Here is a 13,076-nt window from a genome sequence, read left to right on the forward strand (position 1 = left end):
TCCCGACATTCCCGGCACCGCCCCACGGCCTACCCTCAGCTAGTGTTCCAAGTCCTCAACGGAGGGAGGTGTCCATGTCGCGCCTCGCATGTGTACTGCTGCTCGGCGCCGCCGCTTGTTCAGGGGACGCCCGTCCCGAGGTGGACGTCGGCGCCCTGGCCATCGCCGACACCATGCGGCAAGCCGAGGCGGCATACGACGTCGGCGCATTCGATTCCATATCCTGGGCCAATGCCGACAAGGCCGCGGAGCGTGGCGCCGTGGTCTTCCGCTTCAGTTGTGAGAAGTGTCACGGCATGAGGGGGTACGGCAACGGAGGGTTCGTGGCCCAGGGGGACACGGTGCGGCCACCGTCGTTCCGCGACGCAGACTGGCGCTTCGCCAACGATCACGAAGGGCTCCGGCGCCACATCTTCATCGGGACCGCCGAAGGGATGCCGCACTGGGGCCTGGAAGGGCTGAAGCCTCGCGACATCGACGCTGTCGCGTACTACCTGCGCGGTCCGCTGCGCACGGGCCCATAGTCGCTCGCGGGTGCGGCCCCCGACCCGGGAGGCCGCACCCGCGTGGTGGATCACGCCAGTCCGCGGATCGTCCCGTCGGGCTCGATGCTCATGGCTTCCGCCGCCGGCGTGGCCGCGAGGCCAGGCATGGTCATGATGTCGCCGGTCTTGGCCACGACGAATCCCGCTCCCGCTGATGCCGTCACTTCGCGCACGGTGATACGGAAACCGCTGGGCCGGCCCAGGCGCTTGGGGTCGTCCGAGAACGAGTACTGGGTCTTGGCGATGCAGACCGGGACGCCACCCAGACCCAGCTCCTGGAGACGCCCGATCTCCTTGGCGGCGGCGGGCAGGAAGTCCACTCCGTCCGCGCCGTAGATCTCCTTCGCGACCGTCTCGATCTTCTCGGCCAATCCCAGGTCGTCGGGATACAGGGGCCGGAAATCGGCAGTTCCTCCCTGGACCGTATCCCAGACGGCGTCGGCCAGGTCGAGGCAGCCTTCGCCACCCCCACCCCAGGGATCCGCTTCCACAGCCGTAACGCCGGCGGCCCGGCAGGCCGCCAGAACCTCCTTCACCTCCGCATCGGTGTCGCTGGTGAAGCGATTCAGCGCGACCACAGGCGGCACCCCGAACTTCCGGACATTCTCGACATGCCCGAGGAGATTCACCACGCCGCGCTTGACGGCCTCGACGTTCTCACCAGCGAGCTGCGATAGGGGCACGCCGCCGTGCATCTTGAGTGCCCGCACAGTGGCCACCACGACCGCGGCCGCTGGCTTCAGGCCGCCGAATCGACACTTGATGTCGAAGAACTTCTCCGCGCCCAGGTCGGCGCCAAAACCGGCCTCGGTCACCACGACGTCGCCCAGGCGCAGGCCCGACTCGGTGGCCATGAGCGAGTTGCATCCGTGTGCGATGTTCGCGAAAGGCCCCCCATGTACGAGGGCCGGAGTCCCACCCAGCGTCTGCACGAGATTGGGCTGGAGGGCGTCGCGGAGAAGGACGGTCATGGCCGGGGGCGCCTTGATCTCACGGGCCCGCACCGGAGTGCCATCGCGTGTATAGGCCACGATCATGTCGCCAAGACGGCGTTCCAGATCCTGCAGATCGCGGGAGAGGCAGAAGACGGCCATCACCTCGGAAGCGGCGGTGATCACGAATCCGTTCTCGCGAGGCACACCGCCGGCAGTGCCGCCGAGTCCGATGACGATCTGGCGAAGCGCCCGATCGTTCATGTCGACGGCGCGTGGCCATACCACGCGCCGCACGTCGATGCCAGCCGTGTTGGGCCGGTAGATGTGGTTGTCCAGCATCGCCGACAGCAAGGCGTGCGCCGAGGTGATGGCGTGGAAGTCTCCGGTGAAGTGGAGATTGATGTCCACCATCGGCACCACCTGTGAATAACCTCCACCGGCCGCGCCGCCTTTGATCCCGAACACCGGCCCCAGGCTGGGCTCGCGCAGGCACAGGACCGGGTTCCTTTCGCGCAGCGCCAACGCGTCGGCGAGGCCCACCGAGACCGTCGATTTGCCCTCACCGGCCGGAGTGGGCGTGATGCCCGTCACCAGGATCAGCTTTCCAGAGCGGTCTGGACGGCTCCGGATGGTCGCGACCGGCACCTTGGCCTTCGTGCGGCCGTAGGGTTCGATGTCATCGGCCCCCAGCCCGATCCTGGCGGCGATCTCAGCGATGGGGCGAAGGGTGTGGGACTGGGCGATCTCGATGTCCGTGGGCACGGCGACTTCCTTCGTGACAGAGGGTCCGTGGTCGGCAGCTCCGGCCACCGGACGGGCAGCGCGGAAAGGCCCGGACATCCTTCACGCCCCGAACGGATGCGTCAACTGCGGGTGTCCGGGTCCACCCGCAGCCCTGACACCTAGTTCGTGGCGAGGACGGCGCGCAGCCGGCGCTCGGCGCCGCGGAAGCCCAGGTTGGAGACGTAGACCTTGTCCGCACCGACCGACCGAAGCGAACGGATGGTGCGGGCCGCGATGTCCTCCGGGGTGGCCCCCCCCTGGAACTCGTCGGTCAGCGCCTCGAGGGGCACGGGGAAGTAGTCGGCCAGCCGCTCCAACGTCCGCGGATTGGCGCTGCGGTACAGGAAGACGCCGAACACGACGGGAAGGTCGACCCCCGCCTGGTCCAGCGCCTTCAGCAAGGCCTCCACCCGATCGAGGGAATGGTGCGAGACCACCTGCGTCAGGATGAAATCCGCCGTGAACGCCGGGTCGGCCGCAAAGGCAACCTGCTCTTCGAGGCGCCGATGGGGGTTGATCCAGCCGCCGAGCGCGAGTCCCGGGACCGTGGACCGGATCTTCTGGCGCAGCTCGTAGGCGTGAGGCACGCAGCGCGGCGGCCCCCCGAAGCGGTCCCCGCCCAATACGGTCAGTGCCTCGAACCCGGCCGAAGCCGCTCGCGACGCGTAGAGCAGGCAGTACTCCAGCGTGTGCTTGCAGGTGAGGAACGGTGCGATCCCCTTGGGGGAGACACCGCTCGGGAGATTGGCCGTGAGGTGTGCCAGGTTCTCCTCTTCCTCGACGGCCACGGCATTGTCGGTGATCAGCACCGGACGACCCGCGCGGGCCAGTGCCTGGAGCGAGTGGTGCATGTCGATCCAGACGTCCATGCTCTCCTGGGCCCCCAACCCGCTGCGCGGTGGCCGCAGCTCGACCGACACGAGCGGGCCCGGGGTACGCAAGCGCTCGACGATCCCCTCGGTGTTCACCCACCCACTCCATCGCGCAGCGCCAGCACGGACTCCAGGTCGTCCGGCAGCGCAGCCGTGAGGTTCTCGACGCCTTGGGCGGTCACCAACGCGTCGTCTTCGATCCGGATCCCCAGCCCCCGCAGTTCGCTCGGAGCACGCTCGTCGTCCGCCGGGATGTAGATCCCCGGCTCGACGGTCAGCACCATCCCTGGCTCGAACGTTCGCGAGGCCCCGTGCACGCGGTAGGCGCCCACATCGTGCACATCCAGTCCGAGCCAATGGCTGGCCTTGTGGGGAATCAGCGCCTTGAAGCGGGCGCGGCGGACCTCTTCGTCACCGGCAGGAACGACCCCCAGCGCGGTCAGCGCTTCCTCCAGACGAGTCCGCACGGCGCTCTCCACATCATCGATGGTGGCCCCGGGCCGGATCGTGTCGAACCCTGCACGCTTGGCGTTCAGGACGGCCGCGTACAACTCCCCGGCCAGGGGGTGGGGGCGACCGGCCACGGGGAGCGTTCGCGTCACGTCGCCGGCGTATGCCGCCGCTTCGGCCCCGGCGTCGATCAACACCCATCCTTGATCCGGAAGCGGCTGATCGTTGGCCGTGTAGTGGAGCACACAGGCCCGGGGCCCACCGCCCACGATCGTGCCGAACGCGGGTCCCTGTGCCCGCTGCCGCAGGAAGGCACCTTCCAGGGCAGCCTGCACCTCCCACTCCCCTGCCCCCGCTCGCACCGCGGCGACTCCGGCGCGGAACCCCTCCACGGTGATCGCACACGCATGTCGGATCCGCTCCAGCTCTTCGGCGTCCTTGATGAGCCGCATGTCATCCAGAACGGCCCCGGGATCGAGGACCCCGACCGGTCGCCCACCGTGGCGTTGGGCACGACTCCGCGCCGACGTCAGAGTCTGGAGCAGCAGCCGATCGAGCCCTTCCTCCGAGCCCAGGCGTGCGTACAGGTGCTCGGCGCCGTCCAACAGCTGCGGCAACCGCTCAGACAACTCGGAGATGGGGTAGGCGGCGTCCGCCCGGAGGAGCTCCCTTGCTCCGTCACATCCCAGCCGGGCGCCGGTCCACAGCTCCGCTTCCGGCAGCCGGGGTGGCACGAACAGGACGAAACGGTCCTCGTCTGCGTGCGCCCTCAGCACGAGCACCGCATCCGGCTCACCCCAGCCACTCAGGTAGAGGAAGTCGCTCGTGGGTCGGAAGCGATACTCGCTATCCGCGTTCTTGAACCGCAGCGGCCCGGCACTCAGCACGAGGGCGGAGCTACCGAGCTGGTCTAGGACCCGCGCGCGTCGGGCGGAGAAGCGCGCCAAGGAGACCCCCGGTGACCGGTCCGCGATCAGCACGCGGTCGTCACGATTGCGGTGAAGCGCTGGCCCGAGCGGACTCGTTGCCGAGAAAGTGCTCGAACCACGAGCGGATGCGCTCGAGGCGATCGACGAGCAGCCAGGGCTCTCCCGTGCGAGAGAGCCCATGCGAAGAGCGCGGGTACCGGACCAGTTCCGTCGGCACGCCTCGTTTCTTCAGCGCCATGAACCACTGCTCGCCGTCGCCGATCGGAGTGCGGTAGTCGTTCTCGGAGTGGATGATCAGCGTGGGAGCCGTGACGTTCTCCACGTAGGAGATCGGTGACAGCCGACGGTACAGCTCGCGCTGCTCCCAGGGTGGGCCGAAGAACTCGTACTCGGTGAGACCCTGTGCATCAGAGCTCCCGTACCAACTCTCCCAGTTCACGATGGAGCGCGAGGTGACCGCGGCGGCGAAACGATCGGTGGTCGCGGTCAGCCAATTGGTCATGAACCCCCCGTAGCTCCCCCCCGAGACACCGATGCGGCGCGGATCGATGTCGGGAAACCGCTCGAGGGCCCGATCGACGGCCGTGAGGAAATCCTCCTTGTCCACCACTCCCCACTCCCCGCGCGTCGCGTACTGGAACGCATGGCCGTACCCGGAGGAGCCCCGTGGATTGGTGTACAACACGAAGAAGCCGGCCGCCGACAACACGTGGAATGTCGGAAAGAAGGTGTTTCCGTACGCGCCGTGGGGGCCGCCGTGGATCTTCAGGACCATGGGGTAGCGGGTCCCCTGGCGGTAGCCTACGGGCGGCACGATCCAGCCCTGGATCTCGGTGCCGTCCCGCACGCGGAACCGGACCTCCTCCGGACGCACCAGCGCGACCTGCGCCAGCCAGTCGTCGTTGAACGCGGTGGCCCGCTCTTCGCCGCTGCCGTCGCCACGCGCGACGAACAACTCCGTCGGCGTCACCGCATCGTTGGCCGTGTAGGCCATGACCTGATCGTCCGCCGAGAACGAGACGTCGGCCAGTTGGCGCTCCCCGCGGGTGAGAACCTCCACAGCTCCACCTGCGGCCGGCACCTGGACCAGCTGGACATCCCCGCCAATCTGGGCCTGGAACCGCAGGAAGCGCCCGTCCGCGCTCCAGGTGGGAGGGCCGGGTGCGAGATCCCAGTTCTCCGTCAGGTTGACCGGGGAAGCCCGGAAGTTGCCGCTGTTGTCCAGCTCCACGACCTGGAGATCGGTCTCGGCTCCGCGGGCGGGCGTGGACAGAAAGGCCAGGTAGTGCCCGTCGGGGGACAGGTGAGGAGCCGTCTCCGACCCCGGGTTGGAGGTCAAGCGCCGCACCCCACCACCCTCACTCGAGACCACCCAGATGTCCGAACTGGGCTCGCGCTCGCCTTCCTCGTCCTCGGAAGCATCGCCGGAGAAGAACAGCAGGCGCCCGTCCGCGGACCACAAGGGCGAACCCACGTTGAAGGGTACGTCGGTGAGTTGCTGGACCGCTCCACCTTCGGTGGAGACCGCGTAGAGCTGGCGTTTGGGCTCCGTCGAGAAATGCGGCCGCAGCGCGAGGGTACCGTCCCGCTTGTAGCGCGTGGAGGTGACCACGCGGCCATCGAAGCGCTCGGGATCGAGGGTGTGCGAGACGGCGTCCGGTGCCACCCAGCCTTCCCGCGTGCCCGGGGCGCGCGGCGCCGCTGTGACGAAGGCGATCCACCGTCCGTCTGGAGACCACACCGGCGTACCCTCCACCCCGTCGATGTGGAAGGCCTCTCCACCGCTGGCCTGGACACGCAGGAACCAGGTGGTGTTGGGATCATCCCCCCGCTTGGAGTCGAAGGCCAGCAGGCGACCGTCGGGAGACCACGTCGGTGCAGTGGCCTCGTCCGTCGGTGCGGTGAAGCGGTAGGGTCGTCCCGCCGGGCGACCGCCGGAGAGGGACTGCATCCACACTTCCCGGTGCCGACGATTCTCGGCTTCCACGACGGTGGTCACCACGAACGCCACTTCCGTCCCCTGCGGCGACACCTGCACGTCGCCCACGGTCACCAGGCGATAGTAGTCCGAGGGCTGATAGCCTCGGGTCTGGCCCAATGCGGCGGGCGGAGCCAGAGCCGGAACGCAGGTCACCAACGCGGTGATGGCGAGGAGGGGGCGGATGGGCATCTTCCAACTCTGCTGGAACGTGGGGACCTGGCTCCAGGGGGTCGGGTAGCACCTGACGGTTCGGCGGCGACCCCGCGGGCAGGAATCTAGCAGGTCGCCAAAACCCCGCTCAACGGAGCCACTCCTCCCCTGGTCCCGGCATGATTCCCCGGCAACCTTCGCCCAACGAGGGGCCAAAGGCGCTGCAGCGGTTGGCCGGGCTGGTGACCGCGCTGGCCCTCCTCGCAGCGCTCGCCCTCCCGGCCCAGGCTCAGGTCGTGCGCGGCACCCTGCGGGAGGCCGGCAGCGGCGCCCCCATCGAGGGTGCCATGGTGGTGCTGCTCGGCACGGATGACGCGCCCGTGTACCAGGTGCTCACGGACGCGTCGGGTCGCTTCTTCATGGAGCGGCGCTCACCCGGCCGCTACCGCCTGCGGGCCGACCGCATCGGGCACGCCAGCTCCTACCATCCGGCGTTCACGTTGGCGGAAGCCGATACCGTCGCGGTGGAGATGATCGCGACCGTGGAGGCGATCCAACTGGAGGGCATCGACGTCGAAGGGGATACCCGGTGCCGCGTCCGACCGGAGGAGGGCCTCGCAGTCGCCACCGTTTGGGAAGAGGTACGCAAAGCGTTGGCGGCCGCTTCCTGGACCGGGGAGCATGGTGTCTTTCGCTACGACCTCACTCACCTCGATCGCAACCTCGATCGCAGGGCCCAACGCGTCGAGCGTGAAGATCGCCGTCTCGAGCGTACGTCTCGTCAACGAACGTTCATCAGCCTCCCCGCCGGGAAGCTCATCTCGGAGGGCTTCGTGGTCACAGACCGCGACGGCACCGTCTTCTACGGACCCGACGCGGACGTGCTCCTCTCCGACGACTTCCTCGAGACCCATTGTTTCCGGCTGCGGCAGGGTCGCCGATCCAACGAGGGACTGTTGGGGCTGGGCTTCGAGCCGGTGGGAGGCCGTCGCCTGACGGAGATCAGCGGCACCCTGTGGCTCGATCCCTCCACCAGCGAGTTGCGCCTTCTCGAATGGCGCTACGTGAACCTCCATCCCGACCTCGATAACGAGAACCTCGGTGGGCGGGTCGAGTTCGTGGCGCTCCCCAGTGGTCCCTGGATCATCCGCAAGTGGTGGATCCGGATGCCCCTCATCGGCCTCGACCCCCGCAACCGAGCCAATTCAGGCCGCCAGCTGGTCGGCATCCGCGAAACCGGCGCACAGGTCCGGCGCATCGCGGAGGCAACCGGTCGCATCGTGATGGAGTTCGAAGGCGGGGCCGTGCAGGGGACCGTGCGCGGCGGGTACCAGGCCACACCCCTTTCGGGCGCCCAGGTCGAGATCGTCGGTGTGCCCATCGAGGTGCGAGCGGATCGAAGCGGGCGCTTCACGGCAGTGGGGCTCGAGGAGGGCACCTACGCCGTGCGCTTCTCGCATCCGAGCCTCGACTCCCTGGGGTTCCGAGCGCCCGACCGCCTGGTGGAGGTCCCCGACCAGGGTGTGGTCGAGCTGGAGCTGGTGGCCCCGACACCGTTCGAGATCATCGCCGCCCAATGCAGCGACGAAGAGATGTCGGCGGGCACCGCCGCCCTCATGGGCTTCCTGCGCCGGGAAGACACGGGCGAGCCGGCCACAGGGGCCACGCTGCGCGTGACCTGGGCGCGCTACGACGTCCCAGGCCAGGGCGTGGTGAGGGAGACCGCGTCCGGCGTGCGGGCGGTCCCCGACGAGCGCGGGTTCTACCTGGCGTGCGGAGTCCCCACCGACACCCCGCTCGAGGTGACGGTCGAGAACGGCGACCGACTTCCTTCGACGTCGCTGCGCATCCCCGCCGAGGAATGGCGGTGGTATTTCGACGCGGCCGTTCCCGGCGCACCCGTGCCCTAGGCTCGGGGGGAGGCACCTGCCGCCGTCGCCTCCCTGGTAGTGTCGCCCGTCCCGGTTGGGTAGGTTGAAGTCGCTTCGCCCCGCCTCTGTCCCGGACGGGCGCCCAGGTCCAAGTCAGCGAGGAGCCCCTCTGAGCCGTCTGCCGCGCACCGGTGCCGCGCTGGCCCTGATCGCGCTCGCCATGGCCGAGCCGTCGCGTGCCCAGGCGCCGGCCCCCCGTCCTTCCGTCGTCGATTCCCTCGCACCGGATACGCTCACCGCCTTCCGTCTGGACTCGCTCGTGGTGGGTGTGCTGCGCACTCCGATCCGGGCCAACGAGTCGCCCTATTCGATCGCCGCCCTCGGAACCCCCGACCTCTTCGGAGCCAAGGCCGCCAGCTCTCTGGACGAGATGCTGGAGGGCCTACCCGGGGTGGAGATCCAGAACCGCTTCAACGACGGCGTCGGCGAGAGGATCTCGATCCGCGGATTCGGCTCCCGGGCCACGTTCGGCGTTCGGGGCGTCAAGGTGGTCGTGGACGGAGTTCCGGCGACCATCGCCGACGGGCAAGCGACGCTGGACCACGTCGACTTCGCGTCGCTGGGACACGTCGAAGCGCTGCGTGGACCCGCCTCCATGGTATGGGGCGGCGCCTCCGGTGGGGTGCTCCTCCTGGAGTCGCGGCGGCCGCCGGACGGGGACCGCTTCCGCGAGGAGATGCGGCTGGTGGGCGGCAGCGACGGCGCCCTGACGATTCACAGCACCAGTGGCGGCCGCAGCGGGGCGCTGGGTTGGGTCGCTGCGGCGGGGCTCAGCCGCAGCGATGGATTCCGAACGAATCCGGTCGAGCCTGCGACGACGTTCGGGCACTCGGAGAAGGCGCAAGGCAACGCCACGCTGGACTACGCGGGTGAGCGGGACCACGTGCGGGCCGCCTTCAACTTCACGCGCATGGATGCAGAGAATCCGGGCTCGCTGGCCGACTCGGCCTTCCGAGCCGCGACGCGCGAGGCCCTACGCTTCAACGTGATCCAGAACGCATCCAAGCAGATCGACCAGGGGCAGGCAGGCGTCACCTGGACGCGGGCGCTCGGGAACGGGGCGAAACGTCTCGAGCTGTCCGGCTACGGCATCCTGCGCTCACTCGACAATCCCATCACCACGGTGGTGATCGATCTCGATCGACGCGCCGGTGGCATCTCCGCCCAATTCAGCGATCGTGTGGAGCACTCCGGACGGACACTGCGCTGGAATGCAGGCACGCAGCTCGACCTGCAGCGCGACGCGCGCCTCAACCATGTCAACGAGGGAGGTGAGGCAGGCGCGCTCTCCTTGGACCAGATCGAACGCGTGCGTACGGCGGGAGCGTGGGTGAACGGTCTGCTCGACGTGTCGCGACGCTGGGTGCTGGCCGCGGGACTTCGCTACGACCGCTCGCGCTTCGAGGTGGAGGATCGCTTCATCTCCGACGGCGTCGACGACTCCGGCGAACGCGTGATGGACGCTCTCAGTCCCTCGGTGGGATTCCGCTTCGAAGCACGACGGGCCCTCTCGCTGTACGGGAATGTGGCGACTTCGTTCGTCACGCCCACGACCACCGAGCTCGCCAACCGGCCCGACGGGCAGGGCGGGTTCAACGCCGAGGTCGATCCCACGACCGCTGTCTCGGTGGAGGTGGGGGCGCGCGGCTGGGTGGGCACCAGGCTGGCCTATCAGGTCGCCTTCTTCCGCACCGCCCTCGAGGGCGAGCTGATCCCGTTCGAGGTGCCTAGCCAGCCCGGCCGTCGGTTCTTCCGCAATGCGGGCTCCTCGCGCTACTACGGTGCAGAGGCGCTGGTGCACGCTCGACTGGGCGAGCATCTCTCGGCTCGGCTGACCTACTCCTATCTGGACGGACGCTACCGCGACTTCGTCACGGACTCGGACGACTTCTCCGAAAACGTGATCCCGGGGGCCGCCCCCCACCGATTGGACGGACTACTGCGGATCGAGGACGAGATCGGATTCGTGGAGGTACACGGGGAGGTCGCCGACCGGATCGCGGTCGACGACGCGAACAGCGCTTTCGCCCGCGGCTATGGGCTGCTCGACGTGCGCGGCAGCCTGGGCGCCGGCGGGATACGCGTCGGCGGCTCGACATTCACGCCCTTCGCGGGCATCACCAACGTCTTCGATCGCGTCTACGCCTCGGCCGTCTCCGTCAACGCGTTTGGCGCGCGCTTCTACGAGCCGGGTCCGGGGCGTCGTTTCTATGTGGGACTCACCGCAGGCTGGCCGTCGGCGGGATTCTGAGCACAACCGGGAGGATGGGCATGGGGGGTGGGCGCGTACGGGCAGGACTCGGTCTACTGATGCTGGTCCTGGGCCTGCCGGCCGGAGCGCAGGGGCAGAACGGCGGTGCGGGTGGGGCACCCGCGACCCCGGCGCCGGTGGTCCGCGCGATGCGCGTACCCGAGGCACCTACCGTGGACGGCGTGCTCGACGAGCCCTTCTGGCAGCGGATCGAACCAATCACCGATTTCCGGCAGAGGGAGCCGGTGGACGGCGCGCCGGCCACCGAGCGGTCCGAGGTCCGGGTGGCGTTCACGGAGGACGCGCTCTACTTCGGACTGCTGCTCCGTGACGGCGAGCCCAGTCGCATCCGTCGCAGCATCCTGCACCGGGAAGGCCGGATCGACCAGGACGACCGTGTCATCATCGCTCTGGATTCCTACCTGGACCGGCGCAACGCCTACATCTTCGAGCTCAACCCCTTCGGCACCCAGGGCGATGCGCTCATCTCGGACGAGAGCATGACCCTCTCGGACTGGGACTGGGAAGGGGTCTACCGTTCTGAAGGCCGCGTGACCGATGAGGGTTGGGTGCTCGAGGTGGAGGTTCCCTTCACCACGCTTCGCTTCAGCGAGGACGAGACGCCCGAGATGGGGATCGCTTTCTATCGGTCCATCCGTCGCAAGAATGAAGAGGTGACCTGGCCGCACATCGGTCAGCAGTATCGCTCGGGAATCTTCCAGGTCTCACGCTATGCGACGCTCGTCGGGCTGGAATCCCTGCAGCGGGCGCGGCACGTCGAGGTCAAGCCCTACGCGATCGGGGGCCGTCAGAGTCTCGCCGGGACGCAGACCGAGACGCTCTCCGATGCCGGCGTCGACGTGAAGTACGGGATCACCTCCAGCCTCACGCTGGATCTGACGCTCAACCCGGACTTCGCCCAGGTCGAAGCCGACAACGTCCAGATCAACCTGACCCGCTTCAGTCTGTTCTTCCCCGAGAAACGCGAGTTCTTCCTGGAACGCCAGGGACTTTTCCAGTTCGGGGACGCGAGGGAGACGGAGGCCTTCTTCAGTCGCAGGATCGGCCTACCCAACGACATCCGCGGCGGAGGGCGGGTCACCGGACAGATTGGGCGGCTCTCGATCGGAGCATTGGCCCTGGGTACCGCCGATGCGACCGATGCCAGCGGCGCTCCCCTGCCCGGGGGCGTGAACTCGGTGGTACGGCTACGCGCCGATGTGCTGCCACGCACCACGGTCGGAGGGATCTTCACGACGTTGGAGTCGGATGCAGGCTACAACCGTCTGGGTGGCGGCGATCTCCAGATGCGCTTCGCGGGGTCCAGCTCGTTCGATGGCTGGTTCGCGCGAGTGTGGCACGGCCAGGGAAGCCCGAGTTCGGCAGGGAGCGCCCAGTTGGATCTCCGTAGCGCCACGGCCTCGGCAGGCGCGGGGTTCACCAGCGTGGACTCGGACTACGACCCCGCGCTCGGGTTCGTGCGCCGGCGCGACATGCGCCGGGTCGACGGAAGCGCAGCCTGGTTTCCGCGATTCGAGTCGAGCCGCTGGGCACGGCGAATGACCATGGCCGTCACGGGTGAGTACATCACGGGGCAGGATGGCGACGAACAGAGCACGAGCCTGCTCTCACACAACATGCTGACCTTCCAGAGCGGGGACTGGCTCATGCTGAACGTGCGTCGGCGCACGGAGATCCTCGAGTCCGCGGCCTCCATCCAGGGGCGCCAGCTGGAGGTGGGCGACTACAGCTTCACGAGCGCCGACGTGAGCTTCCGCACCAACGAGAGCCGAAACTGGTCGGGCACCGGCGGATTCACCTTCGGGCAGTTCTGGAGCGGTACGCGCCAGGAGCTGACGGGCGGCGTCACCTGGAAGACCGGCCCCCACCTCACGGTTGGCGTGAGTGCCACGCGCAACCAGATCGACCTTCCGGTGGAGGACGGCGAGTTTTCCACGACCGTGTTGGGCGTCAATCTGTTGGGCGCGCTCAGCCGCAGCCTCTTCGCCAATGCCTTGATCCAATACGACGACGTCTCCGATGTGCTCCAGGCGAACGTGCGCATCGACTGGATCCATACGCCCGGTAGCGACCTCTTCGTGGTGTTCGACACCGGATATCGGACGGGCGACGCCCTGGACCCTCGGGAGAGCCGCTGGGCGCGTCGCACGGGTGTGGTGAAGCTGACCTATCTGAAGGCCTTTTGAACGCCCGCTCCGCCCTCGGCCTCTGCGGCTCGCTCGCGCGCG

8 protein-coding genes are annotated in these 13,076 nt (G+C 68.4%); 4 read left to right on the forward strand and 4 right to left on the reverse strand.

From position 1 onward, the window contains the following. Positions 1–74 precede the first annotated feature (74 nt). Positions 75–524: a c-type cytochrome gene (locus tag R3E10_17125; GenBank protein MEZ4417479.1), complete on the forward strand. Its 450-nt coding sequence runs from the start codon at positions 75–77 to the stop codon at positions 522–524. 50 nt (positions 525–574) lie between these two features. Here the strand turns inward: R3E10_17125 and R3E10_17130 are convergent, their stop codons facing one another. The 4 genes from R3E10_17130 to R3E10_17145 all read right to left on the reverse strand — a co-directional run bounded on the left by R3E10_17130 (position 575) and on the right by R3E10_17145 (position 6,684). Further along, positions 575–2,242, reverse strand: a complete 1,668-nt coding sequence (locus R3E10_17130; GenBank protein MEZ4417480.1) for a formate--tetrahydrofolate ligase — start codon at positions 2,240–2,242, stop codon at positions 575–577. A gap of 140 nt (positions 2,243–2,382) precedes the next feature. Next, positions 2,383–3,231, reverse strand: coding sequence for a hypothetical protein (locus R3E10_17135; GenBank protein ID MEZ4417481.1), 849 nt, complete (start codon positions 3,229–3,231; stop codon positions 2,383–2,385). Then, on the reverse strand, positions 3,228–4,565 hold the full coding sequence (locus R3E10_17140) for an aminopeptidase P N-terminal domain-containing protein (protein MEZ4417482.1): 1,338 nt from the start codon (positions 4,563–4,565) through the stop codon (positions 3,228–3,230). The genes R3E10_17135 and R3E10_17140 overlap by 4 nt, the downstream gene beginning before the upstream one ends. A 7-nt stretch (positions 4,566–4,572) precedes the next feature. Further along, positions 4,573–6,684, reverse strand: a complete 2,112-nt coding sequence (locus tag R3E10_17145; GenBank protein ID MEZ4417483.1) for a S9 family peptidase — start codon at positions 6,682–6,684, stop codon at positions 4,573–4,575. Positions 6,685–6,824: 140 nt separating this feature from the next. Here R3E10_17145 and R3E10_17150 point away from each other — a divergent pair, with 140 nt between their 5' ends. The 3 genes from R3E10_17150 to R3E10_17160 all read left to right on the forward strand — a co-directional run bounded on the left by R3E10_17150 (position 6,825) and on the right by R3E10_17160 (position 13,034). Then, entirely contained in the window at positions 6,825–8,555 is a 1,731-nt protein-coding gene (locus R3E10_17150) for a carboxypeptidase-like regulatory domain-containing protein (GenBank protein ID MEZ4417484.1), read from the forward strand. 64 nt (positions 8,556–8,619) lie between these two features. Beyond that, entirely contained in the window at positions 8,620–10,827 is a 2,208-nt protein-coding gene (locus R3E10_17155) for a TonB-dependent receptor (protein MEZ4417485.1), read from the forward strand. Positions 10,828–10,847: 20 nt separating this feature from the next. Next, positions 10,848–13,034 carry a DUF5916 domain-containing protein gene (locus R3E10_17160; protein ID MEZ4417486.1) on the forward strand — a complete coding sequence of 729 codons (2,187 nt, stop codon included), beginning with the start codon at positions 10,848–10,850 and terminating at the stop codon, positions 13,032–13,034. The last annotated feature ends 42 nt before the right edge of the window (positions 13,035–13,076 follow it).

The sequence above is a fragment of the Gemmatimonadota bacterium genome (genome assembly GCA_041390105.1).
GTDB lineage: Bacteria > Gemmatimonadota > Gemmatimonadetes > Longimicrobiales > Gaopeijiaceae > JAGQIF01.